Origin of the sequence: Bradyrhizobium sp. AZCC 1678 (assembly GCF_036924765.1) — a bacterium.
GTDB lineage: Bacteria > Pseudomonadota > Alphaproteobacteria > Rhizobiales > Xanthobacteraceae > Bradyrhizobium > Bradyrhizobium algeriense.
On sequence record NZ_JAZHSE010000001.1, the window covers coordinates 2,760,970 to 2,786,037 of the forward strand.

Consider the following 25,068-nt stretch of genomic DNA (forward strand, 5'->3'; position numbering starts at 1 on the left):
TGGGACGGCGTTTGGCGCGATATGGAAGCGCGATCGGATCGAGCAATGACCGGAGAAATCGAAAATTCCTTGTGGTGGCATATGCGGCATTGCTGACGGCTGGCATCTACGCCGCCGAGGCAGAGGATCGCCAGGTCGCCAAAGCGGCTGAACGGATCGCATTCAGTATCCCGCGCCAACCGCTCGCCGGCGCTTTGCAGGCCTACGGGCAGGCGACCGGCATTCAAGTGCTCTACGAGAGCAACTCTGCCGTTGGCCGTCGAAGGAACGTTCACCGCCGATGCCGCACTCAACCTGCTCCTGGCAGAAACCGATCTGAAGGTTCGCTACATCCGCCCCGACGCGATTACACTCGCCCTTCCATGTGCAGAGGGTGTCAGCTATACGCCGCCGGCAATCCCGCTGGGATCGTCAAGCCTGTCCTTGGGAACGTTGCGGTACGGGGGACGAACGACGACGCCGCCGGGCTGCAGGATTTTCAGCCAAAGGCTGCAGATGGATATTCAGAACGCCCTTCGAAAAAATCCAGTCTCCTGAGCGGTTTTTTGCGGGCGAACCACGAACCGGTGATCCGTGGGGATATCGCCTGAATTTCGCAACGAAATGATACGCCTCTTAAATCAGTGGGTCCCAGGTTCGAGCCCTGGTGCGCCCACCAAGCCTCGTTAGAAATCAGCAACTTAGCAATGTGCGGGATGCCGTGGCGGCGTTCCGTCGTGTCCTGGATTGGGCGCGGCAGGGCGAGCGCGGAGCATTTGGCTGCGCGCTTCGATTGCCAAGGCGATGCTTGGACGCTAATGCCATCCCGCATGTATGGAGAAGGTCCCGCCGTGGCATTTGAACTGTTCGACCTGGCCGGCAAACGAGCGCTCGTCACAGGATCTTCCCAGGGAATCGGGTTCGCTATTGCGCGAGGGCTCGCCGAGCATGGAGCCTCCGTCGTGCTCAATGGACGCGAGCGCAACAAGCTTGAGGCTGCCGCCGCGAGCTTGACCGCTGCCGGGCACAAGGTTGCGGTGGCGGGATTCGACGTGACGGCCGCGGAGGACGTTTGCGAAGGCATTGCTACGATCGAACGGACGGTGGGGGCGATCGATATTCTCGTCAACAACGCCGGGATGCAGTTCCGCGCGCCGCTGGAGGATTTTCCGGTCGAGAAGTGGGAGCAATTGCTCAGGACCAATGTTTCAAGCGCCTTTTACGTCGGCCAGGCCGTCGCGCGCCACATGATCCCGCGCGGCAAGGGTAAGATCATCAACATCGCGTCGGTTCAGAGCGAGTTGGCTCGTCCCGGTATTGCGCCCTACACCGCGACCAAGGGAGCGATCAAGAATTTGACCCGCGGCATGTGCGCCGATTGGGCGAAGCACGGCCTGCAGATCAATGCGATCGCACCGGGCTACTTCAAGACTCCCCTGAATCAGGCGCTGGTGGACGATCCGACCTTTTCGGCATGGCTCGAAAAGCGGACGCCAGCGTCCCGCTGGGGCAATGTGGACGAACTGATCGGCGCCGCCGTCTTCCTGTCAGGCGATGCCTCATCCTTCGTCAACGGGCATACGCTTTACGTCGACGGCGGCATCACGACCTGCCTGTAACCCCGGCTTTCCAACGCCTGAGATTGTCGCCCGCGCAGCCGCCGGACCGCCGGCGCCGAGCGGAGACGTGAAGCGTTTCGACCATCACGAGATTTGCACTGATTGCCTGGATTTCGTAGTCGCCGAACCTGCGGCGAGGCCGGCAAAGAAGAAAGCCGTTCCGCAACCGGTCCAGGCGGGAATACGCTTCCATTCCATGGTTTGAAAAAGCAAATCGCTTCCATTGCCCCATCGGCTGGAAACGACGACATTTGCCTTGCAAATCAAGAGATTGGTCGCGCAATGGAACGCTTGAGATACGAGCCGTTTGGCGAGCGCCTGGTGCCCGGAGGGGAAGCTGGGCCGCGTTCGCGCGCGTCCAAATATCTGTTGTGGGCCGGCACCGGTCTGTTCTGGTCGCTGGTTGGGGCCATCGTGATCGCCCGCGCCGTCTTCTTCGAGCCGGGCGTCTTTGACGATTTCAGCCGCGTTGCGGCGCTCGTCAAGGCCGCGATTTTCTAAGCCATCTCCGCAACGCGCTTGTCCTGCCAGATCATCCGCTCGAACGCGGTCGCCGCAGGGATTTCTATTCGCCCGGGTACCTTCAATTGCCACAGCGTGCGCTCGATCTGCAGGTCGCGCATCGGCACGACCTTGAGCCTGCCAAGCGTGACCTGATCGGAAATCGTGGCGCTGGAGACGATGGCGACGCCGAGGCCGGCGGCTACCGCCTGCTTGATCGCCTCGGTGCTGCCGATCTCCAGCGTGCGCCTGGGTTCAATGCCCTCGGCAGCCAGCGCCTGCGACACCACCTCGCGCGATCCGGAACCGGGCTCTCGCACAATCAGGACTTCATCGCAAAGCGCCGCGCCGTCGATGGCGCGCTCGGCCGCCGCGAAGCGGTGCCGCGCATCGACGATCAGGCTCATCACGTCGGTGCGCCAGGCATGGCTCTCGAGCTCGTCATCTTCGACCGGACCTTCGACCAGCGCGATTTCGATATCATGCGCCAGCATGAGATCGGCGATGTCCCTGGTATTCGCGATAATGAGATGCAGGTCGATCCCGGGATATTTTCGGTGAAACGTTCCGAGATAGTCCGATATCATGTAGGTCGCGATCGTGGTGGATGCGCCGATGCGCAGCGATCCGCTGTCGAGATTGCGCAGCGACAATAATTCGTCCTCGGCTGCGCGCTCGGCCGCAAACAGCGCCTCCGCATGCCGCACCAGCGCCTTTCCCTCCCGCGTCGGCCGCACGCCCTTTGGGGTCCGGTCGAGCAGGCGACAGCCGACCTGAAGCTCGAAATCCCGCACCCCCTTCGAGATCGCCGGCTGGCTGATATGGAGGGCGTCGGCTGCGCGCGAGAAACTCCCGGTTCTCACCACCGTCGTGAACAGGCGCAGCAAATGCAGGTTTAAGGACATAACTTCCCTTTATCGGGCCAGATCGAAAATATATTACCCGACTATCCCGTTCTGGCGCATAGATTTTTCTCCCCGGGAGAAATTAGTGCCGCAGGACGAGGAATTTTCCGCCCCAGGAAATGGGCCGGCCAACAGCGTCAGCCGTCTTGCAGCGCTCATTCCCGGCGTTCTCCTTTGCATCGTCGTCGCCGGCGTCTCGGCCGCCCTCGAAGCCGCGGAACGGAGTTTGTTTGCGCACCCCTATGTGGAGGCGCTGGTACTGGCGATCCTGCTCGGCATGGCCGTGCGCAGTTTCTGGAATCCGCCCGAGCGCTGGCAGGCCGGCATCGCCTTCAGCGCCAAGCAGCTGCTCGAGGTGGCCGTGATGCTGCTCGGCGCCTCCATCAGCTTTGCCGCGATCGCGGCGTCCGGCATTGCCTTGCTCGGCGCGATAGCCGCGACTGTGATTGTGACCCTGGGCCTCAGCTTCGGCGTCGGCCGTATGCTCGGCCTGTCGACGCGGCTCTCGATCCTGATCGCCTGCGGCAACTCCATCTGCGGCAATTCGGCGATTGCAGCGGTCGCGCCGGTCATCGGAGCCGATGGCGACGAAATCGCATCCTCGATCTCCTTCACCGCGATACTCGGCGTGATGATGGTGCTGGGGCTGCCGCTGCTCATTCCGCTTTTGCAATTGTCCGCGACGCAATACGGAATTCTCGCCGGCCTCACGGTCTACGCCGTCCCGCAAGTGCTCGCCGCAACCGTGCCGGCGGGGCTCGTGAGCACGCAGATCGGCACGCTGGTAAAATTGATGCGCGTATTGATGCTGGGGCCGATCGTGGTGGGACTTTCGCTGCTCGCCCCGCGCCTGCATGGTGGCATGCGCGGCAAGGCTGCGGTCGGCTTCTTCCGGCTGGTGCCCTGGTTCATCCTCGGCTTTCTCGCGCTCTCCGTTCTGCGCTCGCTCGATATCGTACCCGCAACAGTGATCGGTCCGCTGACGGCGATCACCGGCTTTCTCACGGTCGTGTCGATGGCGGCACTCGGCCTCGGCGTCGACGTTCGCGTCCTCGCCACCGTCGGCGGCAGGGTGACGGCGGCCGTGACGCTGTCGCTGATGCTTCTGCTTGCGATCAGCCTCGGCTTGATTCATCTGTTCAACTAATGCCGCGCTGGGTGGCCGCGTTCGAACCGATCAGTCCAGCCTGAAGCCGATGCGCCTCACATAGGCGCCGAAGTCCGCGCGCTCGGGGTGCGCATATTGGCGCGCTTTATCCTCCGACCAGCCATAGGTTTCGGCTACGCCGAACTCTCTGACATAGCGTTGAGCCGCATAAGGCTGGGCCGCCTCGCGCCGCCGATCATATGCCTCGATGGCGTCATCGAGCCCCTCTTCCAGAAATGTGTTGTGATGCACCGTCACGGACAGTGGAAGCCGCATGCTGAGCTGCGGCGCTTCGGCAGGATATCCGACGGCGAGGCCCGCTACCGGGAAAACATGGTCGGGAAGTTTCAGGAGCTGTGACAGCGCGTCCGAGTGAATGCGGATCGCGCTGATCGGACAGACCCCCAGGCCTTCGGCCTCGGCCGCGATCACGAACGCGGACAGGGCTATTGCCGCATCGACCGCGGCATTGAAGAAGGCATCGAGGTGGTCGTTGGCGAAATGTCTGTCGCGCAACGTGTGGATTCGACGCTGCCTTCGATTGTTGCCGCAGAAGATGAGAAGGTTAGGGACGTTGGCGAGCCATTTCTGGCCCAGCGGTCCGTCTGCCAGCAGCGCACCGATCCGGGATTTCAGGGACGGCGCGTCGATGATGATGATGTCGCGCTGCTGGAGATCGCTTTTGGTCGGCGCGCATAGCGCCAGGGCACATAGCCGCCGCAAGGCCAGGTACGGAACGGTGTCGGGCCGGAATTTTCGTACCGAGCCGCGAGCGGCCAACTGGCTAAGGAGAGACGGGGCGTCGCCGCCGAATTCCACGTCCGCAGCGTCAGGACCGAAGCGATCGACAAACGGGGTTCTCGAATTGGACATCTTTGAGGTCTCCTGGGGCGCTGCACATTTACGTCAGGTCCGAGCGAGATAAGCAAGGCTGCGAGGAGTGGCACGCCGGATCGGCGTCAAGACGAGACACGAATTATTCGTTTGCCTTTTGTGGCGCTTCGGAGCCGAATGATTGAAAAGGTTGTACCGTTTCCGGGGAGAAGATGCCGGCGGCTATGCGTTGCCGCGCAATCTGCAAGTCGGCGATGATCCAAACCCATCAGATAAGCTGCCTCACGATCCAGACGATGAGAAATAGCCAGCCGGCCATGCCGATCGCGACAGCGATCAAGTAGTTTATTTTCATCCACGTGTGGCGCACTGGCGATCCAAAGAACGAAGCCGCCAAGCGGAGTATATTCGCCTGGCGGCTTCGCCGGTGTGGGCCCGGACGCTTGGGGGAAATTGTCCGGCACTCAATCAATAGCCCAGCTCGAGGACGCTGCAACTGAACTCGCGACTTAACCTAACCAGTCAACCTTACTGATCGACAAGTCTTGCTGATCGGCAAGTCTTGGATCGCCGGCGGCAGCAGCTATTGGATCCTGAACTCATCGAGCTTCCTTCCAGCCGCAATCAGTTTGGCTAGCCAGCGCGGGGCTTTGCCTCGCCCCGACCACGTCTCTGACGGGTTGTCCGGGTTTCGATACTTCGCCTCTACCTTCGGGTACGGTCGGCGCTCGGGACCTGGCGGCGATAATTCCGCAACCCTGCGGGCTAGTTGATCGAGCTGCTGTTCAAGTTTCTTCTTCTCACTCTCAATCTTGTCACTCAGGATCGCGCCGATTCTTTCGTGCAGATCCCAGAGGTCGTCGAGCGACATTTGCTTTAGTTTGTTGTCTTTCATGTCGACCCCAGCAAGGAGCGTGAAGAATCAATTCGTGACCAAACCAGCGTTTCAAAAGAAAAGCCGCCCTAAGGCGGCCCTTCAACAAGAAACCAGGCAGCCAGGGCTCAGGCTGCCGCGACGGCAAGCCTGGATCGGCGGTGACGATATGCGAAGCCAATACCGGCGAAGCCCAGCAGCATCATGGCCCAGGTCGACGGCTCCGGCACGGGTCCAACATTGCCGTAGGAGATGTTGTCGAATTCGAATGAATTGCTCGACGATGCGAGAACGATCTTATCGAAGCTCAGGCCGGTGAACGTGACATAAGCGTTCGTCAGGGCGCTCGACTGGTCGCCGTTAAATCCAAGCGCAGGCACCGCGTTGAGGTTGTTTCCAAAAAGCGTCAGGAACGGCGTGGCGCTGCTTCCCAGATAGAATGCGACGCTGTTGTAGGAATCGATCGATCCCCAAAACAGACCGAACTTGTTCTGGGTTCCCGAGAACGTCAGCGTCTCGGATTTGCCACCCAGAATGGACATGTAGTTTGTGGTGTCTCCCGCCGGCGTCGCCGAGATACCCGCCGCCGTTCCCGCGGCATTCCTGGCGACGATAGCCGTACCCGAGAAGGCGATGCCGCCAAGCGAAGCCGGCGCAGCGCCCCACTGGATGCTGGTGCCGGCAAACGTGTTCGGCGTGGAGAGGCTGTCGAACGTAATGTCGTTGTTGGTGTTGCTATTGCCGGCGCTGAACGGGCCGCTGGAAGCCGTGACGACCACGGCACTGGCGTGATCGCTCAAGGCAACAAGGGCAGCGAGCGCGCAGAGCGGGGCAAGCAATTTTCGCATTATCGGGCTTCCAAAATTAATAGTTAATATTATCGCCGGTAATTTAAATTCGCGAATTAAATAAAGCAAGGCCAATTAAAAGGAAGGATATCAATACTAATAGCAATTCCGTCGCCCGACCCGGATGCTCGCCGCGTCGTGGGCCTCTTGCCGCGGCCTTATCAGCTTCGGCCTGGTTTCTCCCTTTCATGGACGAATATTCAAATCCTAACGAATCCGTTGGGCGGGAATTATTCATGTCCCGGGAGGCGCAACGCCCTTCGCGCGCAAAAGAGCCATATGGATAAAACTGTAACGGTCGGTTTGAGCGGCGGGCAATAGTCCTCCCGCCAAATGCCCCAGAGTCCGCGAGAGGCTCCTGGGGGTGTTTGATGTTTTCACGTGACCTGGCCGGCCCGACAAGCAGGGATGCGATTGACGGCTTCGATGCGATCGCGAATGCGCTCGATCAGGGCTTCGATCCCACCCACAGCAGGAGCTCAAGGCTGGGCGACTTCCTGGCCATCGCGGCAGGCTGGCTCGTTCTCGGGGCGATTATTTTTTACCCCGGTCTCCAACTCGCTGCGATCGTGGTCTGCGCGGCTTTCCTCGCAACGCGTTCGTTCGCGCGTCTCATCCTCGGCCCAAGCCCATCCGCTGGGCAGCAGCGCGAAGGCCAGCCTCTGCTGGCCGCCTAGTCTAGCTGTTCCCCGCGGCTCCCGCGCCATCGGCGGCCACCACCGTTCGCGGCAGGGTGAGGTCGCCCATGTGAACCGGGTAGGAGTGGGACGTCTTGTCCCAAACGAGTGCGGTGCCGGATATCCGGTGGCTGAGATAGATCCGCACGGCGCGCCACGTTGCGAAGAAGTTGACGAAATTGCCGACGACAAGTCTCGGCGCGGCCATCAGGGCGTGACGCACATTGTAGATCATGCCTGTGAACGTCATTCGGTTGAACAGGCGCCAGACCAAAAACAGGAAGTTTGCGAAAAACATCCAGACCGCCCAGTTCTGATTCAGCAGGGTATAAACAAACTGCTTTTCGGGATCGAAAACCACCCGATAGAATTCGAACACGGTCAGATTGGCCAGCGCAAAATAGGCGAGCATGACCGCAGGGCTGGTGATCACGCCCTTTCTATCTCGCGCCAGAAAGTACTTGGTCCCGAGAGAGCCTTTCCAGCCTTGCTCCTGGGAGCCCTGGAACACGATGCCGAGCAGCCAGCGCGCGCGCTGGCGATAGGCGGCCTCGAGGCCTGACGGAAAGAACTCGCGGGTCGCCACCGGAAGGGTCCGGTGGAGAATGCCTGGGTTACCGCTGTCGATGTCGATGTCGATCGCATAGTTGGCCGGATAGGCGACAAACGCGGACTTGAACCCGAGCTCCGAGACGCGAAACGCGATGTCATAGTCTTCCGTGAACGATGACGTGCGGAAAGCCTCGCCGTGGTTCTGGTCGTTGAGATGCTGGATTGCCTCCCGGCTGAAGCATGCGGAGACGCCGGCGCAGGGAATGACGCCGCTGATCCGCTGCCGGACCTCGAGGTCCTTGGTGTGCATCTCGGCGAACTCATCCATGTAGAGGCCCGCGATCATCGAAGTGATCGGCCGGGAGAACGAGTAAACCGGCAACTGAATGAAGTCGTAGATGTCGACCAGCTTGTTGAAGAGCTTGAGCTCCAGCGGATGAATGAGGTCCTCGGAATCGTGCATCACGATTCCCGCAAACTGGATGTTTTGCTCGGCCTCGAACATGAAGATGTCGGAAATGGTCTGGTTCAGGCAGTCGGCCTTGCTGGTCGGGCCGTCATGCGGGACCAGCACCATATGGATGTTCTTGTACAGCCCCTGCGCCTTGCGCACCTCGGCCTGGGTCAGGGGATCGTTCAGATAGACGCCGACGAAGTAGTGCGCGTGCGCGTAGCGCACGAGCCGGGAGTTCGATGAGAGCATCGAAAAAATGACGTCGTGCTCCTTCCAGCACGGCACCATGATGGCGATGGGGCGCTCGGGCAGTTGCTCGAGAATCTCCACGCTCGGCAATTCCCTGGACTTGCTGTCCGCCGTGCCCATCAGCCTGCTGCTCCAGTACAGCAGGTCGACCACGAGGTCGTCGATGCTGGAGATCGCGATGATCACACCGGCGATCAACATCAGAATCTCGACGACATAGAGATATTGAAAGAGGAAGGAGGGGGCTTGTGTCATGAGTTACGACGCGTGGTGAAGCTGAATGATTTCGGCGGGGCGCATTTGCGGCGGCAGGACGTATCGCCGATAGAGAGCTTCGACGATCCGCTTGCTGGCGTGACCATCGCCATAGGGAAAGACCGGCCGGGCCATGCGGGCATATTTGGCGCGGTTCTTGTGCAACTCGAACAAGGCGCCGAATACCGCCTCGCGGGAGGTCCCGATCAACTCGACAACCCCAGACGCCACCGCCTCGGGCCGCTCGGTCACGTCGCGTAACACCAGAACGGGCTTGCCGAGCGCAGGCGCCTCTTCCTGAAGGCCGCCGCTGTCGGTCACCACGCACCAGGCATTCTGTATCGCGGCGACGACGTCGCGGTAGCTCAGCGGATCGACCAGCTTGATCCGGGGGTGTCCCGAAAGAATTTCGATGGCCGTTTCGCGCGCATTTGGATTGGGATGAACCGGAAAATACACCGCGACGTCGGGGGTGAGATCGACGAAGGCCCTGATCGCGGTAAACGCATCCCGCAGCGGCGCGCCGAAATTCTCGCGCCGATGCGCTGTGAGCAGGATGGTCCGCAGCCTGGGAAACTCGGCGGGCCGTGCCGGTTTCGAGGCCGCGACTTCGAGCAGCGAGTCGATCACCGTGTTTCCCGAAACGATAATCTTCTCCCGCGAAATGTTCTCGCGTGTCAGGTTCTGCGCAGCGGCCGATGTCGGGGCGCAGTGAAGGGACGTGGATACGGCGATCGAACGGCGGTGGAATTCCTCGGGGAAGGGCGCGTCAAGGCTTGGCGTGCGCAGCCCGGCCTCCACATGCACGAAGGCGATCTTGCGGTAGAATGCCGCGATCGACGATGCATAGGCGGTCGTCGTGTCCCCCTGGGCCAGAACGCAATCCGGCCGAACCTCCCCGAAATATTTGTCGAGACGGCGAACGAGCAGGCTGGCGAGAACCGCAGGCGTCCGACAATTGCTTCGATGCGGGATGGAGAAGTCCGGGCGGAGGTCGAATTCGGCAAGGGTGCTGTCGAGGAGATCGCTCTGCTGGCCGGACGTTACGATCCGAACGGTCGCCCATTCGGCTTCGCGCAGGCGGCGGATGATGGGGGCCACCTTGATGACTTCAGGCCGGGTCCCAATCACAAAGACAAAAGTGCGGACAGGCGTTGAGTGGCTGAAATGCTCTCTGCGAGGGTGATGCATGCCTTGCTTTCAAAAATAACCGCATCGTCCCCCACGACACGAAATAGAAATCGAATTCCCGTCCCATCGTCCCTGCCCAGACGGCACGGTTACAAATCACCGATAATTTAGCCCGCAGCCCTAAATCAGACAATTGATTTAAATGGATTTTTCCGAGATTGCCGTGGAAATCGATGGAGACTTGGATGCATGGTAAATGCGGTGCCCGTATTTATGCGGGCATCATAAATCTTGATCATTAACGCGGTCGCCGGAAATCGATTTGCGATGTGGATTGGTCGCCGGCGAGCTACGGGCTTTCATGACCCCGGTGTAGCGAGAACGGTTCGGCGGACGCGCGAAAGAAATCCTGAGAGCGAGCTCCGCCCTTCGAATCTCTTCGCGAAGCAGCTGAATCTCGAAATAGGCTTTCGCAATATCGACCGGCATAAATGAGATCTCGATCAAGGGGTTTCCAAAGTGAACCACAAACCCCATCGCCTGGTTGGGTCACGATGTAACAATGGAGCCGGCAACGGCATCCAAGAGCAATGCCATACAAATGGGCTTGCTTCGTGCCTGGTTTTCGCCCCGCGCGCTATGGAAGGCTCAATGCTTGCGGGCTTCGCTCGTCTACCGCAGGACGCCGCGCTTTACCGCAAAAACAAAGTGATTGACGAATGTCTCCAGGCCGTCGCCCCGATTAGCCTCGAGATTTGCCGCGGCCGAACGAAGCAAAGGATGCGGCCGTTGTTCAATGGCATCCAGATCCGCCGAAACCGCCTCAAGGGCGTATCGCAACCGTCTCAAATCGGAGCTGAGTTTGGTATCCACGGCCGCCACCGCAAAACGCTTAAATTAACCAATTAAAGGTAAAACATATGTGATAATTTTGCGGCGGTCAACGCGGGTGATTAAAAAATATTCCAATGATTTTATTTACTTAGTCCGGCGGCCTTGGCGCGGTCTTCAGGTGGCAGTTTTCTGCTTTTCCTTAATTGTGGGCTGAAGATGATTGCAATCAAGAGATACGATCGCACAAAATTGCCTTGTGCGCGGCTGCGTTTTCTCGGGCACAAGCGTTGGTGGTAGGCACGACAAGCCCGCTTCCATGTCCTCATAGAGTCGATGGCGTGACGCACTGAAGTTGATGCCCGCTTTTGTGTCTAAAGCGACGTACTTGCCGCGCAGCAGGGTCCAGCACGGTACAAAAAAGAAGCCGCCCTGCGGCGGCTTCTCAGTCCAATCGGAAGCGCTGATCAGGCCGCGAGCGTTGCGCCGTTGCGACGGCGGTAAGCTATAAAACCTACACCAACGAAGCCAAGGATCAGCATCGCCCAGGTTGAGGGTTCCGGAACGGGCGTCAGCACGTCGAGCGATACGTTGTCGAAGTACTGCGAGGTAACGCCACCGCCGGGTGCGAAGACACGCGTGGCCTGTAGCTGGATGGTATGCTGCCCAGCCGTAAGGTTGGTGGTGAAGTCCAGCGTGTTGTGCAGTGTCGTCGACGTGCCAGGGCCGATGAAGTCAAAGCTGTCCAACACCACACCATCCAGCAGGACGCTCATCAATCCGAACGCCGTGGGACCATTCACGCGGGTAAATGCCGCAACATCGGCCGAGAATGTCGCCATGCCACCCGACGTCGTGAACGTCTGCGAGACGCCACCACCTTCCCCGGGAGCGGAGCCATAGGGAGGATTGATCTTGCCTGCGTTCAGGGACAACGCGTTCGAAGCGCCGGAACCCGTCACGTCGAAAGAGACGACCGAGGCGTTCTGCGGCTGCGGAGCACCTGGCAAGCTCGGAGTGGCCGCGATCGTTCCGTTCGCGGTGGTGTACGAGGTCCATCCCGTCAGACCCGATTGAAAGTCGCCGTTCGTGATCACCTCGACAGCTTTGGCTGGCACAGCGGATACAAGAAGAACAGCGCAAGACAGTTTAGCGATAGTACCAACCATTTAATTATGCTCCCGTTGAGAACCAGCGCCGAACACTGAATGTTCCCGCCAGGCTCCGGTCGATGACTGCGTCCCAAGGCTGGCCCAAGTGTTTATTTAAAGTTCGCCAGCTCCAATGTTATCTAATGTCGTATTATGACGCGTGAATGATACTTTTACTGTGTTGATCGCTTATGCTTCAGGCAAGCAGGTCCTCTGCTCGCGCAGCACGCCCGTCACGCAAAGGTCTTGTCACTTTCGAGCTGTTCGCATTTTTTTTAAGGGGCGACCTTCCACTGTAAATTGTGGCTGCGGAGTCGCTACGGCGCCAGCGCAGCCGTCTGATCACCGTGATCGACGGCAACGATCACGGCGGCATTCGGAGCGGCCGTTTTCGCGGCTCGCAAACGCGCCGCATGATGGGCGTTAGGATGTGGGGTGTGGCGGACGCAGCCGAGCGTGGCTTAAGAGACGGTATCCCGCCACACGCTGGCTTCGTAGCCATCGATGACTTGGGTGGTGTGGGTAAATTCCTCAAGCTGACGCAACGGCTCGATGATCTTGCGTGCCACCAGCACGGTATTCGGCTCGGCGTTCTTCTGCATGTGCCCGGCGACGTCGATGACGCGATCCGAGATCGTCTCGAGCGGAGTTGTGTCGTCGAAGTAGACCAGGCCCGCGTTGACGCCGCAGCGAACGGCGAAATCGGCCTTGGACAGTTTCACATCGCGGTTGAACACCTTGAGACTCTTGATGACGTCCTTGCCCGACTGGCAAGCGTCCTCCACATGGGCGAAGCATGCCATCACGCCGTCGGGCGTCCATGCCGTCTTCAACACGCCCCTGGCGCGAAAGATGCGCTCGACGAGCTTTCGATACTCCTCGAAGTCATATTGAATTGAAGCGTGATCCTCGCCGTGCTTCATCCCCGCCGAGCCGACCACGTCGACGGCAAGGAAGGCCACTTCACGGCCGAACGTGTCCAGCTTCTTCTTGGTTTCGGCAAATACCCGCAACAACTCCTGACGGTTCACGGTCTTGCCGCTTTCCGCCATTCGCAGCGTGGTCTCCAGTTCGGCGTCGAGCTTGGAGCCCGGCTTCACGCCCTCCTTGCGGCGCCATGCCTGGGCCGACTTTCGCAGAAGCCGCCGGTTCTGGGCGGTTTGCGAGCGCTGGGCGATCGAGCCGGAGAAAATAGTGACGACGATGGCGAGGCCAATGAGGATCCAGTCGGAACGATCGCTGCCGGCAATGTTGGTCGGCACATATCGATGCAGCACCGGCGCGGATTTACCGAGAATGTATTCGCGCGCCTCGAACAGCTTGGCCGGGATCGTTGCGTTCTTTGGATTGTCGAACAGGACAAACAGCTTCGGGCCTACCAGAACAATTATCAGAGCGAACGTTGCGACGCCCAGCAGTTTCCTCAGTCCAAAAAGCGCGTGAACCAGGATCGATTTAGGAGCTTCACGATGAACCACTTTGATTGTCCCCAGGCAGAGCGGGCGAGACGATCAGGCGACCGCCCGACCGGCTTATAGCTTGCCATCCGCTTGAGTGGCAAATCACCCCGTCCGATCAGGCGCATATAGGGGGCAGTAACATCGGCGGCGCTTGCGCTCAGGCCGACGGTGGCTGTCCGTCCGCATTGCCTATGACCGGCCCCAGGGCAGACATCGCCGCAGCTTTCAGGCGGATCGGATCGCGCTCGCCGTCGCCGGCCACCTTCAAGATTTTGGCTGCGATCAATCGAAGCTGCTGGTCCGATGCCGGCTCGGGCAGGGAAGCCTCGGCACCTTCCAGCGCCGTTGACATCAACTCGATCGTTTGCGGACCGAAGGAGGGACCGCCAAATTGAGCATGGTCCAACTCCTCGATAATCCGGCGGGCCTTGCGGTGCTGTACGGTCTCCTCGGCCTCGAGACTTGTCGCAACATTCTGCGACGCCTCAGCCTTCGGATCGGACGCAGAACCCCCGCCTGGATGCATGAGCTTTTCAGGCACAAACAGCTCAAGAGCAAATTTCAAGGTGTCTCGAAATCTCATCTTGCTTCTGTCCGGTAGTCACCTCGGCATATGCTTGGCAAACCTATACGCTTGCACGGTCGTTACTATCGCAGAAAATCCGAATCATCTGGGAATCCAGCCTTTCGTTTTTTCAAAAAAATGCAACGTTGTTGATCGGGCAGTGGTTCGATAGGCTGTACAAAACTTTTCTTTCCCAACGGTGGTCCAGCGATCTGCCGGTCCAGCGAAGCAGTGCAGCGAAGACCGGTCTGCCCAAGGAGACTCGATATGGCACGAGCTTTCAAGGTTCGTTCCGCGGAGCGCGATGCCCAGACTGACAGCGAACGGCTCGGCTCAATTTCGGCCGCCGTTGAGGCCGCAGTCGCGTCGATCCAGAGAGAGAGGGACGCCCTGCGTGCGCGGGTCGACGCGGCGCGCGATCAGGCCGCCTTTGCCACCGGCACTGACTATGACGAATACCTGACGCGCGACGCCAAGGACGCGGCCAGGATCAAGGAATATGAGCAGCAAATGGCAAGCGGCGAAAAACGCACGCAGGAGCTCGAGCGTCAGCTTGGCGGTCTGGGTGCCATTCAGGAAGTCTTCAGCCGGTATTTCGCCGACAAAGTGCGGTAGGGACCGCTAGCCGCGGAAATTTTCGAATAATCCGCGTTTAAATCGTATTCCCGGGATTATACCCGCTCTGAGTGCCGAATATTGAGCCGGGATCGCAAGTGCAAATAAGCCGGCCGGGTCATTAGCCCCAGGAAATAGCCTGCCTGAACGGCGATGATTGGAAGTGCCAGGACGGCTAGGCTGTCCAGCAAGCCCTGGCCGTTGGACCAGGCCGAGACAACGTATGCCCCGGCGCCCAGTACAGAGAGCGGGAGCAGCGCCAAAATATTGAAGTGAAGGCCCACATAGATGCCGGCACCGCAGGCGAGGATGGGCAGCATGCGTCTACTCACTCCTTAATATGATTAAAAGCGCATTCAAACTGATTAAATGTTGCGTTGCACCCCCGCCCGAGTGTATGGTCACGGGTATTAACGAAGAGTTACTTAGGCCTTTGATGGTCTGTCGGATTTATGGTCTCTGGCCAATAATCAGACAGTTGTATCAGTGATATTGCGCGGGCATTTTTCATGTCGATCGGAGCGGATATTGGCAACAAGGTAGGCCAGCTCGACAATTCCGCTGGCGGTCCTCCTGCACGTTTCTCCAGCAACGCGGTCCCCTATTTATTATCGACCGCAGATGCCTTCGTGATCCTGTTGTCCAGCGTGGCGGGGGGCATCGGCTATCAGCTGTCCGTCGGCAACGACGTGCCGAATATTCTCCCGCATTGCGCAGTCGGCTTATTGGCCAGCTTCATTCACATCCTGCGCATGAGCGGCAGCGGTTATTACGATTTTCCTGACAGCGCCAAACCGCGCGTCGAGATTGGCGAAATACTGATTTGCTGGTTCACGACAGGGTTGCTGCTCGCCTTCTTTGCGTTTCTGCTCAAGATCGGCGTCGATTATTCGCGTGGCGCCTTTGTGGTTTTTTATTTTGCTGCGCCGGTGGGATTGCTCGCCGTCAGGAAGGGTACCAAGGTGGCCCTGGCGGCTGCCGTTTCGCGCGGCGTGATCGGCCGGCGGGACATCGTGCTGATCGGCGATTTCCACGAGATCGCCGCGCTGGAGCCCCGGGATCTCCTGGTTTTCTTCGGTACTTCCGAAGTCAGCCGCTTCACGCTCAGTTCGGAAGACGATCCCGTGAAGCGCGACGCGATCGACGTCAGCGTCATCAACTCAGCCGCAAACTTTGTCAGGCGCAACAATTGCAGGGAAGTCTTGCTTGCGATGCCCTGGGAGGATGCACCCCGGCTGGAGTTCATCCGCGAGCACGTCAAATCGCTTCCGGTGGCGGTGCGACTCTTGCCCGACATGCGGGTTCGGACGTTGACGAATTATGCGTCATCGGCGCGTCAGCGCGTCCTCGCCATCGAAATTCAACGCGCGCCGCTCAGTGCCGCGGAACGCCTCGTCAAGCGCGTGATGGACGTTGTCATCGCATCCCTGGCGCTGGTGTTCTTTCTGCCGATCATGGCGCTCACGGCTTTCGCCATCAAGCTTGACAGTCCCGGGCCGGTTATTTTCCGGCAGTTCCGCAAGGGATTTAATGGCAAGCAGTTCATGATGTTCAAATTCCGCACCATGACCGTCCAGGAAAACGGGCCCGCTGTCGTGCAGGCTACGCGCGACGATCCGCGGGTAACGTCCATTGGCCATCTGTTGCGATCGGCAAGTATCGATGAATTGCCTCAGCTGCTGAATGTCGTCAGGGGAGATATGTCCCTGATTGGTCCGCGTCCGCATGCGCTGGCTCACGACAACTATTTCGAGACGGTGCTGAGCGAGTATGCGTTCCGGCATCACGTCAAGCCCGGCATGACCGGTTGGGCGCAATGCAATGGAGCGCGCGGGGGCACACCCACGATCGAGCACATCTCCGAACGCGTCAAACTCGACCTCTGGTACATAAACAACTGGAGCCTGTGGCTGGACATCCAGATCCTGATCAAGACCTTTTTCGAGGTGCTGCGCAGGCGCAACGCTTACTGATCGGGCGACGACATCGCGACGCTCGTGATCAGCCGGATGCCGGATTCTTTCAACCCGTGGGTGTGGGGAACCGTGCCATTTGCGGTGGATTGACACCTGCCCGGCCGCACAATCTTGAGCGGGCCTCCGGAAATATCCCGGGTCGATCATGATTTGAGAGATATTTGAACCACTTAGGTTTAGTGCTCGGCAAACTCGCGGTTTGCGGAGATTTGTTGCCAAATCTACAATTTTGCTGGAAAGGCTCGCCGCCGGACTTATAGTTTGTTGCGAATCGTGATGGTCACAGGCGGGATGAACAAGAAGCCAAATTTCGATGGAATGTCTGTAGACGAGTTATGGCAGCTCCATGAGGAGCTCAGTCAGATCTTGTCGGTTCGATTGACGTCGGAAAAGCGTGAGCTCGAGAAGCGGTTGGCGCAACTTCGGCGCGAGAAGGAGATGCGCCAATCGGAATCCGCGGATGTCCGAAGTGCGCCGCGCGAGCGCCGGAAGTACCCGCGCGTATTTCCAAAATATCGAAATCCCGAGGAGCCTTCCGAAACCTGGTCGGGTCGTGGAAAGCAGCCTCGCTGGCTCACAGCCGCGCTAAAGACCGGTCACAAGATCGAAGAGTTCGTGATTGGCAAGCCGGAAGCCAGCGGCGAAGGTTCTCGCCGCCGCCGTGCATAGGCGTCTTGCAGCCGCAAAGGCTGTGTAATCGGAGGTCTCCATGAAGCTCGCGCTCTGTGCAGCGTTGTCCCTGCTGCTGATTGGAACCGCCGCGGCAGGTCAAGGCAACGTCTCGATCGGCAAGTTGCGGTTGGCAGATGCCGCCAGCGACGCCTGCTTTGCCAACTGCGCCAGCCAGAACGATACCTGCAAGCGCATATGCCCGACCACGCTCGGCGCACCCTGCCAGATCGCATGTGACAGCCAGGCCCAAACGTGCAGGGAAGGCTGTCGGAGATAGCGCAGACCGGTCGCGACGCCATGTATCGGGCTGACGCGACGGTCCGCAATTATTTTGCGGCCTGCTGATAGAAGTTGGCTTCGGCATCCCAGGCCGATGGCTCGCTCCAGCCGAATTCCGCCCCGTCAATCCGGTCGGTGTTGATCCGGACCATCGGCTCGGTGAAGTCCTCCTGCTGCAGCAGCGTGACGGGACAGGCAACGCCAAGGCGGGATGACATTTCCGCGGCGAAGCGTTGTGCAAACGCACCCTGGCTCTCGACATAGAAGCTCGGATTGAACTTCGTCATGCCCTTCTGCAAGGGCACTCTCTCAGCAAAGGTTGCATAGGTTGCGGCGAGGAGATCGACATGAATGTTGTCCCGTACGTAGAGAGGTGTCCGTACCGCCGGAACTTCGCCCTTGAACCAGGTGCGTATCAAATAGTTGCAAAACCGCGGCTCTTCGAAAGGCCCAATCGGATTCGCGATCACGAACTTCCCAACATTGAAGTTCATGGTTTCACTCAGGAAGCGGTAATATTGCCAGGTGAGGCCTTTCGATAGTCCGTAGGGGGAAAAAGCTCTGAGCGGCGCTTCACCGGCACCTTCGTCCTGTTCGAATGCCGATCCGGTCAGCACGACGCCTGCCAGGCCGCGCGCCATCATCGCCTTCAGGACTGCGACGGCATTCTTCGTATTGTCGGCGACGGCGCCAATGACATCGAAGTCCGGATTGCGGTAGTCGCCGGTTTGGGCCGCATGCTGACACAACAGATCCCATGAGCCCGTCCCGGCGAGATCGAGAAAGCGGGCCGAGCCAAACGGGCAATCTTCGACGACTTCAGCCACACGACGGAGCTCGGCAACCCGACTGCCGCGCAAGTCCGAATAATCGCTGCCCCTGAGGGGGGCGACGACGGTATGGCCTCTCGCGGCAAGGCTGCGCGCAAACCAAAGACCGGTAAACGAACTGCCGCCGGTCAGAAGGATTCTCACGTCAGGCCTCGCAGGGATTCGATGCCATGGAAGACAGGGTCGAAATCCGGCCAACTGCTGTCCTTGGGCGAAACTTCAACGGGAGCCCGCGGCCACTCAATCCCAAATCGTGGATCGTCGAAGCGCAAGCCGCGCTCCTGCTCGGGGGCGTAGAACGCATTCACCAGATAGAACGCTTCGGTGTCGTCGGTGAGCGTCATGATGCCGTGCGCAAAACCCTGCGGAACGAAAATCATCCGTCGGTTTTCTGCGGTGAGTTCGACGCCGAACCACTTGCCGAAGGTCGGAGAGTCCGGTCGCAGATCGACGATGGCGTCATAGAGGGCTCCGCGAATGCAGCGCACCACCTTGATTTCGGCGGCCGGGGCCAGTTGATAATGCATCCCGCGCAGGGTGCCGGCCTTCGCACTCAGGGAGTTGTTTATCTGAACGACCGACATCGGCACGCCGGCCGCTTCGAATTCCTTCTGGCAAAAGAAACGCGCGAAAAAGCCCCGGTCGTCACCGCGCTTTTCGAGTTCGATCGTGTAGGCGCCATCAAGCGGCGTTGGGTGAAACTTCACGATTGTCGGCCTTCCAAGATTATTGCCAACGGAGGTCGGCAGACAGCCGACCCACCGCAATGTGGTCCTTGAGCGTCTTGAGCCGCATCAGGGAGGATGTGCGAAATTCCTTGTCCGAGAATCCCATTCCGTTCAGTCCGGCTGAGAGGTTTCGGACGGACTGAGCGAGCGGGACCGCCGGGAGATGCGTAGGCGCCAGTTCGGCAAAAAGCGAGAAATCAACCTGATAGGAGCGCAGGTCCGGCGGCGCCGCCGTATTGATGCTCACCTGGGTTCCGGGCAGTTCAGCGGCCACAACCTGGGCCAGATCGCGGACTTGATAATTTCCTGCGTTGCTGCCGGCATTCACCACAAGAACCCGTCCGCCTCGGTCGGTATCGCGTCCGATGGCCCATTCAATGGCCCGGGCCATATCTGATACGTCGATCAACGGCCGCCACGGCGTCCCGTCGCTGAGCACGGTAATCTCGCCTGTGGCCAGCGCACTCGCGACAAAGTCGTTCAAGACCAGATCGAGCCGCAGGCGATCCGACATGCCGCAAGCGGTCGCAAACCTCAGGCACGTGACCGTCATTTCACCGGCGTTGCTCGCGCGGAGCGCGTTTTCCATCGCGACCTTGGAGCGTGCATAGGCGGTGAGGGGATTGAGCTGGTCGCTCTCGCGCTTGGGGTGACCTTCGGCGGCGCCGTAAATGCTGCAACTCGAAGCGAATACGAAGCGGCCGACGCCACGCTGCTCTGCCATCTGTGCGAGCGCAACGCTGGCCTTTTCGTTGATCGCTTCGGTGACGCCCTCGAATTCCTTTCCCATCGGGTCGTTGGAGATCGCCGCCAGATGGACGACGACGTCGACGCCATCGAGCAGCTCCGGCGGAAAGTTTCTGATATCGCCGAAATGCATGCGATCCAGCAGCGACTCGGGCAACCTGGCCGCTCCGGTAAGATTGTGGGCAAAAAATGCGGTATCGAAGCCGATCAATTCGGCGTCTGGAAATTTCTGCCGGAGGTGACGCGTAAGAATGGGACCGACATAGCCCATCGAACCGGTAATAAGAATACGCATGGAATCTTTCTTCTTTACCATTTTTTCCAGGGAGCCTTGTTGCTTGACCAAAGATCTTCCAAATATCGCTTGTCCCGCAACGTATCCATCGGGTGCCAGAAGCCGTCGTGGAGGAACACGCTGAGCTGGCCATCGGTTGCCAGATTCGTCATCGGTTCTTTTTCCCACACGGTGGCGTCGCCTTCGATGTAGTCGCCGACCTTGGGGGAAAGCACGAAGAAGCCGCCATTGATCCAGTTGCCGTCGCCGCGCGGCTTTTCCTGAAAGCCGGTGACGCGGGGGCCCTGATGGTTGATGGCGCCGAAGCGGCCGGGCGGCTGTGTGCCGGTTACGGTCGCCAGACGGCCCTCGCGGCGATGGAAGGCGATACTTTCGGTGATGTCGATATCGGCCACGCCATCGCCATAGGTCAGGCAGAAGGCGTCGTCATCGCCGATATAGGGGAGGATGCGCTTGATGCGCCCGCCGATCATGGTTTCTTCGCCGGTGTCGATCAGCGTCACCCGCCACGGCTCGGCGTGCTTCTGCAGAACCTCCATCCTGTTTTCGCGAAGGTCGAAGGTGACGTTCGATTGATGCAGGAAGTAGTTGGAAAAATACTCCTTGATCACGTAGCCCTTGTAGCCAAGGCAGATGATGAAGTCGTTGATGCCGTGGCTAGAGTAGATCTTCATGATGTGCCAAAGGATCGGCTTGCCGCCGATCTCGATCATCGGCTTGGGACGAACATCGGTTTCCTCGGCGAACCGAGTTCCCAGGCCACCCGCCAGCAATACTGCGCGCATTTAATTTGCCACTCAATACGTTGAGATTAATAGGTTTACCGCTAATCACTACATGAAATGGCGCTGCCGCGCGAGGCCGTGCCATCATTTCGTGACAGAATGGTTTATTTGATTTCGCCCGTCAATTTACGGGTTCCGTTGCCGGGAACGATGCGCGAAATCCAGCAGGGTTCATTGCATGCCGCACGTTGAGATTGAATGCGGCCAAGTAAGGTTGACGGGTTAGCTTAATCAACGGCTTTGATTGAGCCCTTCATCGGCGAAGCTATGATGAAGCATGAAGCGAAATCGCCCGCATCGGAAAGTTGTCACCAAGCGTAAATTGCGGGCTCGGCCCGGAGACCTCGCGCAAAGATATCGGGAAGTGTGCGAACTCCGGCGCAAACTCGAATGCGTTACGGCCAAGATGGCTTCCCTTCGTCCCAGACAGCATTGAGGTGTGAACGCGCCATCATTTATTTCGGCGTGATTTGCCTTCAATGCCGGAGTTCAGTCCGATGAGCCGATACAACCTGTTTCAAATCCCGTCGTTCAATCCCGAGCGGACGTGGGCGGACACCTGGCATCTCTGGACGGTCATGGTGCCGAGGCGCTCCATTACGGGGCGGCTGCTGTGGGGCAAGGTATGGCGCCGGCACGACGGCAGGCGCTGGATCTACAAGAAGTTCGTCGAATACGAGCCCGACGACCTCGTTTGATGGCGACCTCGTTTGATGGATTGGCTGCCTCGCTCAGGCATTGCGGGACACGCCATTGCGGCGTTCTGAGCGAAATGCCAGAGCAACGCCGACGGCGATGACGGCCATCGTTGCCAGCAGACTGGCCGGAGTGGTGCAGTTGATGCACGTCCCAACGACCGAGAAGGTCTCGCTCACGGGAGCTGCGACAAGGTTCATCATACCGTCATCCTGATATTCAGGCCCGAGAAGGCGGGTCCGAAATTAAATGTAGCAGCTTCGTCCCGATTCAGCCAGCCGCAGCACTCGTTGCAGTGAGACCGATAACGCGGCCCATCGGCTGGATTTTTCAGGTCTATATTTATTGGTCCGAAACGGACCTATCACCTCCCGATTATCTTCATTGCATACTCTTCCCGAGGGATGCATGGCTCCCGCGCGCCCCACAGGCCCGGCCGATTTACTGTCGATTAACTATGATGTTTTACCAAATATTTACGCGCCAAAAATCGTCCACGGCGCGAAGCCGTTGGGGGTTTTACCTTTGTTGCCTTCTCGTAGCCTTGCGACGAGGTTAGCCGCCTGCTGGGCGGCAATACTTGTTGTATCGGGCTGCACGACTACCCCCATCGCGACGCCCCTGACCACGGTGTCACAACCCAGATTGGCTTCGGGACAGCCGGTTTCCCTGGAGCAATCCTATGCGCATGACGGCGGCCCTACGGGCGCCGTGCCGCTTCCGTCCCCCTCATCGCCGGCCGTTGCCGTCATGGATGGCGGCAGCGGCAGCATGATCGGCGGGACGTATTCGAAGCGGAAGGCCGCCGGCGCTGACGGGAACGTGGTTCTCAATCTGGCGAGTGTTCCCCTGCAGCAGGCCGCCAAGACCGTTCTCGGCGACATGATCGGCGTGAACTACGTCGTCGACCCCCGCGTCGACGGCGTCATTTCGGTGCAAACCACGCGTCCGGTCAGCAAGGCCGAGGCGATGGAGATGTTCCAGACCGCGCTGGTGCCGATCGGCGCGGTGCTGGTGCAAAGCCGCGGCACTTACCGGATTGCGCCGGCCGACCAGGCCGCCACCGGCGTGATTGCGACCGGCGATGGTCCGGCCGAGAGCGCGATCGCCGGCAACGGCATTCGCGTGATTTCCCTGAAATATGTTTCCGCCACCGAAGTCGCCCGCGTGCTGGAGCCGATGGTGCCGAAGGGCGCCATCGTCCAGGCCGACGATGCGCGCAACATTCTCGCGCTCAAGGGCTCGCCGGCGGAAATCGAAAGCATGCTCGACTCGATTTCGGTGTTCGATGTCGATGTCATGAAGGGCATGTCGTTTGCCGTCGTTCCGGTGAAAACGCCCCAGCCGGAGAAAATGGTCGACGAATTAAAGGCGATATTCGCGGCCGAGAAAGAGGGGCCGCTCAAGGGCCGTGTCAGGTTCATCGCAAACACGCGGCTTGGCGCCATTCTGGTCGTGACCTCGCAGCCGAGCTATTTGCCGAGGGCGCAGACCTGGATCAGACGGCTCGACGCCAAGGCGGCCGGCTCCGAGCGTCAGCTTCATGTCTATCAGGTGCAGAACCGGCCCGTGGCGGAGCTCGCAAGCGTACTACAGTCGATGTTTGCGAACGAGATGAAAGTGATGAAACCGCCGACGCGCAGCGTTTCGCCGCGATCGAAGCAGGCAAGCTTCTCCGGTAGCTCGGCAAAGTCGCTCGGCCCCGGTGGCGCGACGCCAGATATCGATCAGGGCGCGGGGATCGGGCTTCGCGGTGTAAGTCCCGGCAACGATCTGCAAAGCCTGCAGCGCGCGCTGAACAACGAGCCGGAAGCATTGACGCCGGATTCGATGGAGCCGTCTTCGTCGTCTTCGTCGTCCAACGGGGTGGGCGGTGAACCACCGCTCAAGATCGTTGCCGACGAGACGAAAAACTCGCTCCTCATCATGGCCAATGACCGCGACTACCAGCGCGTGCTTCGCGTCATCCAGGGGCTCGATGTCGTCGCAAGCCAGGTCCTGATTGAAGCCGTCATCGCGGAGGTGACGCTTAACGACAAGCTGCAATACGGCGTGCAGTGGCAGCTTTCGAAGAAGGGCACGCCGACCGCCTCATTCTCGAACGCCCTGACCGGCGGCGTTGCTTCCGTCTTTCCCGGGTTCAACTATGCCGTCAACGCAGCCAGCATAGCGTCGACGCTCAGCGCATTGAACGCGATTACACGCGTCAACGTCATTTCGACACCTTCGCTGATGGTGCTCGACAACAAGACGGCCAGGCTGCAGATCGGCGATCAGGTGCCGATCACCACGCAGACCGCCACCAGCACCGTGACGGCCCAAACGGCGATCGTCAATTCGATCACCATGCAGGACACCGGTGTGATCCTTTCTGTAACGCCGCGCATCAACGAAAGCGGCAGGGTGCAGCTAGAGATCGAGCAGGAAGTCAGCGCCGTGGTGAAAACCACCTCATCCGGGATCGACTCGCCGACCATCCAGCAGCGGCGCGTGAAGACCACCGTCGTCGTCAACGACGGCGAGGTGCTGGCGCTCGGCGGCATGATCCAGGAGCAGGCCCACAAGACCAGCAACCAGATTCCGCTGCTCGGCGACATACCCGGGCTTGGCGCGGCGTTCTCCAACCGGGGCGACCAGGTTCAGAAGACCGAGCTCGTCATCCTGATCACGCCCAAGGTTGTCCGCGACGGCACGGAGAGCCGTCTCGTCACGGAAGAGTACCGGCGCAAGATGCATGTCTACATGCCACACACGACGTCGCGCGAGCGTACGCCGGCCAACACCATGCAGCGGATCATTTCACAGTGAAGCGCCGAGCGGCCATAAGAAATTTCTGGCTGTTGTCGAGCATGGCCTGCTCGCTGGCGGGCTGCGTGACCTATGCCTATCCGATCGAACCGCCGCCGCCCTATGCCGTCCTGCCGGTCGATGAGTCGATGAGTTGCAACGGCATCGCGGCGTCCTTCCGCTACGCGGCGCGGCGCGCGGCCCGGCTGGAGTATTGGCTGGCGGTGGGGCCGCTGGCGGGCTACGGCTATGAACGATATCCGCTGGATGCGCCCAAGCAGCTCATCGATGAACGCAGGCGGCTCGACGCGCTGGCGGATCTGCAGCGCTACAAGGGCTGCACCGTGATGGAGCCAGGCCCCGCCGTTGTCGAGGAGCGTTTGAAGCTCGAAGGCTCGGTCCGTCCGCCACCTCCGCCACCGCCGGTCGTGCTCAACTCAAAAGGCTAGGACGCGGACTCATTAGCGCGCAGCCATAGCCTGATCGATGCGAGTTGACGAAGGCAAGGTAGTTGAGGGTGCTGATGCGCGCGAACAATAGACGTGTCGATCATTTGCACGGCGGCATCATGGGCGGCGGCCAGGGCGCGCCGGGGCGGTCTGGAAGATCCGAGACGTAAGGTGTCA

Annotated in this window: 28 protein-coding genes and 1 pseudogene; 12 read left to right on the top strand and 17 right to left on the bottom strand. The window is 59.7% G+C overall.

Translation table 11 applies throughout. The features are described 5' to 3' along the window. The first annotated feature begins 252 nt into the window (after window positions 1–252). The 3 genes from V1294_RS13110 (at window position 253) to V1294_RS13120 (ending at window position 2,099) form a co-directional block, all read left to right on the top strand. Window positions 253–537, top strand: coding sequence for a hypothetical protein (locus V1294_RS13110; RefSeq protein WP_334497585.1), 285 nt, complete (start codon window positions 253–255; stop codon window positions 535–537). Between the two features lie 293 nt (window positions 538–830). Further along, the gene (locus tag V1294_RS13115) at window positions 831–1,598 is read left to right on the top strand and encodes an SDR family oxidoreductase (RefSeq protein ID WP_334483424.1); all 768 of its coding nucleotides are present in this window, start codon (window positions 831–833) and stop codon (window positions 1,596–1,598) included. 282 nt (window positions 1,599–1,880) lie between these two features. After that, the gene (locus V1294_RS13120) at window positions 1,881–2,099 is read left to right on the top strand and encodes a hypothetical protein (RefSeq protein WP_334483421.1); all 219 of its coding nucleotides are present in this window, start codon (window positions 1,881–1,883) and stop codon (window positions 2,097–2,099) included. Here the strand turns inward: V1294_RS13120 and V1294_RS13125 are convergent. Then, window positions 2,096–3,004: a LysR family transcriptional regulator gene (locus V1294_RS13125; protein WP_334497587.1), complete on the bottom strand. Its 909-nt coding sequence runs from the start codon at window positions 3,002–3,004 to the stop codon at window positions 2,096–2,098. The genes V1294_RS13120 and V1294_RS13125 overlap by 4 nt on opposite strands. Window positions 3,005–3,089: 85 nt before the next feature. Between V1294_RS13125 and V1294_RS13130 the strand changes: the two genes are divergently transcribed. Further along, window positions 3,090–4,151 carry a YeiH family protein gene (locus tag V1294_RS13130; protein WP_334497589.1) on the top strand — a complete coding sequence of 354 codons (1,062 nt, stop codon included), beginning with the start codon at window positions 3,090–3,092 and terminating at the stop codon, window positions 4,149–4,151. Between the two features lie 30 nt (window positions 4,152–4,181). Here V1294_RS13130 and V1294_RS13135 read toward each other — a convergent pair whose 3' ends face one another. From V1294_RS13135 to V1294_RS13145, 3 genes are all read right to left on the bottom strand, one after another. Next, window positions 4,182–4,970: a nitroreductase family protein gene (locus V1294_RS13135; RefSeq protein WP_334497591.1), complete on the bottom strand. Its 789-nt coding sequence runs from the start codon at window positions 4,968–4,970 to the stop codon at window positions 4,182–4,184. Between the two features lie 598 nt (window positions 4,971–5,568). Next, the gene (locus V1294_RS13140) at window positions 5,569–5,880 is read right to left on the bottom strand and encodes an H-NS histone family protein (protein ID WP_334497593.1); all 312 of its coding nucleotides are present in this window, start codon (window positions 5,878–5,880) and stop codon (window positions 5,569–5,571) included. Window positions 5,881–5,987: 107 nt separating this feature from the next. Beyond that, on the bottom strand, window positions 5,988–6,782 hold the full coding sequence (locus V1294_RS13145; RefSeq protein WP_334497595.1) for an Npun_F0296 family exosortase-dependent surface protein: 795 nt from the start codon (window positions 6,780–6,782) through the stop codon (window positions 5,988–5,990). Window positions 6,783–7,078: 296 nt separating this feature from the next. On the opposite strand from V1294_RS13145, the gene V1294_RS13150 reads away from it, so the two are divergent. Continuing rightward, the gene (locus V1294_RS13150) at window positions 7,079–7,384 is read left to right on the top strand and encodes a hypothetical protein (RefSeq protein WP_334497597.1); all 306 of its coding nucleotides are present in this window, start codon (window positions 7,079–7,081) and stop codon (window positions 7,382–7,384) included. A gap of 1 nt (window position 7,385) precedes the next feature. Here the strand turns inward: V1294_RS13150 and V1294_RS13155 are convergent, their stop codons facing one another. The 7 genes and pseudogenes from V1294_RS13155 to V1294_RS13185 all read right to left on the bottom strand — a co-directional run bounded on the left by V1294_RS13155 (window position 7,386) and on the right by V1294_RS13185 (window position 13,993). Further along, a complete protein-coding gene (locus V1294_RS13155; protein WP_334497599.1) occupies window positions 7,386–8,894 on the bottom strand; it encodes a glycosyl transferase family protein in 1,509 nt (502 codons plus the stop codon). A 3-nt stretch (window positions 8,895–8,897) separates the two neighbouring features. Continuing rightward, a complete protein-coding gene (gene wecB, locus V1294_RS13160; RefSeq protein ID WP_334497601.1) occupies window positions 8,898–10,085 on the bottom strand; it encodes a non-hydrolyzing UDP-N-acetylglucosamine 2-epimerase in 1,188 nt (395 codons plus the stop codon). 222 nt (window positions 10,086–10,307) lie between these two features. Continuing rightward, window positions 10,308–10,532 carry a hypothetical protein gene (locus V1294_RS13165; RefSeq protein ID WP_334497603.1) on the bottom strand — a complete coding sequence of 75 codons (225 nt, stop codon included), beginning with the start codon at window positions 10,530–10,532 and terminating at the stop codon, window positions 10,308–10,310. 165 nt (window positions 10,533–10,697) lie between these two features. Continuing rightward, entirely contained in the window at window positions 10,698–10,898 is a 201-nt protein-coding gene (locus tag V1294_RS13170; RefSeq protein ID WP_334483393.1) for a hypothetical protein, read from the bottom strand. Between the two features lie 425 nt (window positions 10,899–11,323). Continuing rightward, window positions 11,324–11,425: pseudogene (locus V1294_RS37965) on the bottom strand (PEPxxWA-CTERM sorting domain-containing protein); the annotation flags it as partial. Between the two features lie 1,043 nt (window positions 11,426–12,468). After that, a complete protein-coding gene (locus V1294_RS13180; RefSeq protein ID WP_334483387.1) occupies window positions 12,469–13,485 on the bottom strand; it encodes a hypothetical protein in 1,017 nt (338 codons plus the stop codon). A gap of 139 nt (window positions 13,486–13,624) precedes the next feature. Then, window positions 13,625–13,993 (bottom strand): hypothetical protein, encoded by a 369-nt coding sequence (locus tag V1294_RS13185; protein WP_334497607.1) that lies wholly within the window; start codon window positions 13,991–13,993, stop codon window positions 13,625–13,627. A 306-nt stretch (window positions 13,994–14,299) separates the two neighbouring features. Between V1294_RS13185 and V1294_RS13190 the strand changes: the two genes are divergently transcribed. Beyond that, window positions 14,300–14,647 (top strand): hypothetical protein, encoded by a 348-nt coding sequence (locus V1294_RS13190; protein ID WP_334483381.1) that lies wholly within the window; start codon window positions 14,300–14,302, stop codon window positions 14,645–14,647. A gap of 56 nt (window positions 14,648–14,703) precedes the next feature. On the opposite strand, the gene V1294_RS13195 is transcribed toward V1294_RS13190, so the two are convergent. Continuing rightward, window positions 14,704–14,967 (bottom strand): hypothetical protein, encoded by a 264-nt coding sequence (locus V1294_RS13195; RefSeq protein WP_334497609.1) that lies wholly within the window; start codon window positions 14,965–14,967, stop codon window positions 14,704–14,706. Window positions 14,968–15,156: 189 nt separating this feature from the next. Here V1294_RS13195 and V1294_RS13200 point away from each other — a divergent pair, with 189 nt between their 5' ends. The 3 genes from V1294_RS13200 (at window position 15,157) to V1294_RS13210 (ending at window position 17,572) form a co-directional block, all read left to right on the top strand. Further along, window positions 15,157–16,620, top strand: a complete 1,464-nt coding sequence (locus V1294_RS13200) for an undecaprenyl-phosphate glucose phosphotransferase (protein ID WP_334497611.1) — start codon at window positions 15,157–15,159, stop codon at window positions 16,618–16,620. Between the two features lie 294 nt (window positions 16,621–16,914). Beyond that, complete coding sequence (locus V1294_RS13205; RefSeq protein WP_334483372.1) at window positions 16,915–17,292, top strand: H-NS histone family protein; 378 nt, start codon at window positions 16,915–16,917, stop codon at window positions 17,290–17,292. Between the two features lie 40 nt (window positions 17,293–17,332). Continuing rightward, entirely contained in the window at window positions 17,333–17,572 is a 240-nt protein-coding gene (locus V1294_RS13210) for a hypothetical protein (protein ID WP_334497613.1), read from the top strand. A 49-nt stretch (window positions 17,573–17,621) separates the two neighbouring features. Here the strand turns inward: V1294_RS13210 and V1294_RS13215 are convergent, their stop codons facing one another. From V1294_RS13215 to rfbF, 4 genes are read right to left on the bottom strand one after another with little or no spacing between them, the layout of a single operon-like run. Further along, window positions 17,622–18,548: an NAD-dependent epimerase/dehydratase family protein gene (locus V1294_RS13215; protein ID WP_334497615.1), complete on the bottom strand. Its 927-nt coding sequence runs from the start codon at window positions 18,546–18,548 to the stop codon at window positions 17,622–17,624. Beyond that, entirely contained in the window at window positions 18,545–19,171 is a 627-nt protein-coding gene (rfbC, locus tag V1294_RS13220; protein ID WP_334497617.1) for a dTDP-4-dehydrorhamnose 3,5-epimerase, read from the bottom strand. Before rfbC ends, V1294_RS13215 begins: the two co-directional genes overlap by 4 nt. Continuing rightward, window positions 19,131–20,174, bottom strand: a complete 1,044-nt coding sequence (locus tag V1294_RS13225; RefSeq protein ID WP_334504625.1) for an NAD-dependent epimerase/dehydratase family protein — start codon at window positions 20,172–20,174, stop codon at window positions 19,131–19,133. Before V1294_RS13225 ends, rfbC begins: the two co-directional genes overlap by 41 nt. Window positions 20,175–20,188: 14 nt before the next feature. After that, a complete protein-coding gene (rfbF, locus tag V1294_RS13230; protein WP_334483360.1) occupies window positions 20,189–20,959 on the bottom strand; it encodes a glucose-1-phosphate cytidylyltransferase in 771 nt (256 codons plus the stop codon). 497 nt (window positions 20,960–21,456) lie between these two features. On the opposite strand from rfbF, the gene V1294_RS13235 reads away from it, so the two are divergent. Continuing rightward, window positions 21,457–21,657 (top strand): hypothetical protein, encoded by a 201-nt coding sequence (locus V1294_RS13235; RefSeq protein ID WP_108515115.1) that lies wholly within the window; start codon window positions 21,457–21,459, stop codon window positions 21,655–21,657. Window positions 21,658–21,690: 33 nt separating this feature from the next. On the opposite strand, the gene V1294_RS13240 is transcribed toward V1294_RS13235, so the two are convergent. Then, on the bottom strand, window positions 21,691–21,858 hold the full coding sequence (locus V1294_RS13240; RefSeq protein WP_334483354.1) for a hypothetical protein: 168 nt from the start codon (window positions 21,856–21,858) through the stop codon (window positions 21,691–21,693). A gap of 442 nt (window positions 21,859–22,300) precedes the next feature. On the opposite strand from V1294_RS13240, the gene gspD reads away from it, so the two are divergent. After that, complete coding sequence (gene gspD / locus V1294_RS13245; RefSeq protein WP_334497619.1) at window positions 22,301–24,463, top strand: type II secretion system secretin GspD; 2,163 nt, start codon at window positions 22,301–22,303, stop codon at window positions 24,461–24,463. After that, window positions 24,460–24,891: a hypothetical protein gene (locus tag V1294_RS13250; RefSeq protein WP_334497620.1), complete on the top strand. Its 432-nt coding sequence runs from the start codon at window positions 24,460–24,462 to the stop codon at window positions 24,889–24,891. Before gspD ends, V1294_RS13250 begins: the two co-directional genes overlap by 4 nt. The last annotated feature ends 177 nt before the right edge of the window (window positions 24,892–25,068 follow it).

Excerpts from the sequence above, each read along its gene's own strand:
- V1294_RS13120 (WP_334483421.1), top strand. The coding sequence starts at position 1,881 with ATGGAACGCTTGAGATACGAGCCGTTTGGCGAGCGCCTGGTGCCCGGA.
- V1294_RS13125 (WP_334497587.1), bottom strand. The coding sequence starts at position 3,004 with ATGTCCTTAAACCTGCATTTGCTGCGCCTGTTCACGACGGTGGTGAGA.
- V1294_RS13140 (WP_334497593.1), bottom strand. The coding sequence starts at position 5,880 with ATGAAAGACAACAAACTAAAGCAAATGTCGCTCGACGACCTCTGGGAT.
- V1294_RS13150 (WP_334497597.1), top strand. The coding sequence starts at position 7,079 with ATGTTTTCACGTGACCTGGCCGGCCCGACAAGCAGGGATGCGATTGAC.
- V1294_RS13155 (WP_334497599.1), bottom strand. The coding sequence starts at position 8,894 with ATGACACAAGCCCCCTCCTTCCTCTTTCAATATCTCTATGTCGTCGAG.
- wecB (WP_334497601.1), bottom strand. The coding sequence starts at position 10,085 with ATGCATCACCCTCGCAGAGAGCATTTCAGCCACTCAACGCCTGTCCGC.
- V1294_RS13185 (WP_334497607.1), bottom strand. The coding sequence starts at position 13,993 with ATGCATCCAGGCGGGGGTTCTGCGTCCGATCCGAAGGCTGAGGCGTCG.
- V1294_RS13190 (WP_334483381.1), top strand. The coding sequence starts at position 14,300 with ATGGCACGAGCTTTCAAGGTTCGTTCCGCGGAGCGCGATGCCCAGACT.
- V1294_RS13195 (WP_334497609.1), bottom strand. The coding sequence starts at position 14,967 with ATGCTGCCCATCCTCGCCTGCGGTGCCGGCATCTATGTGGGCCTTCAC.
- V1294_RS13200 (WP_334497611.1), top strand. The coding sequence starts at position 15,157 with ATGTCGATCGGAGCGGATATTGGCAACAAGGTAGGCCAGCTCGACAAT.
- V1294_RS13205 (WP_334483372.1), top strand. The coding sequence starts at position 16,915 with ATGAACAAGAAGCCAAATTTCGATGGAATGTCTGTAGACGAGTTATGG.
- V1294_RS13210 (WP_334497613.1), top strand. The coding sequence starts at position 17,333 with ATGAAGCTCGCGCTCTGTGCAGCGTTGTCCCTGCTGCTGATTGGAACC.
- V1294_RS13225 (WP_334504625.1), bottom strand. The coding sequence starts at position 20,174 with ATGCGTATTCTTATTACCGGTTCGATGGGCTATGTCGGTCCCATTCTT.
- rfbF (WP_334483360.1), bottom strand. The coding sequence starts at position 20,959 with ATGCGCGCAGTATTGCTGGCGGGTGGCCTGGGAACTCGGTTCGCCGAG.
- V1294_RS13235 (WP_108515115.1), top strand. The coding sequence starts at position 21,457 with ATGAGCCGATACAACCTGTTTCAAATCCCGTCGTTCAATCCCGAGCGG.
- V1294_RS13240 (WP_334483354.1), bottom strand. The coding sequence starts at position 21,858 with ATGATGAACCTTGTCGCAGCTCCCGTGAGCGAGACCTTCTCGGTCGTT.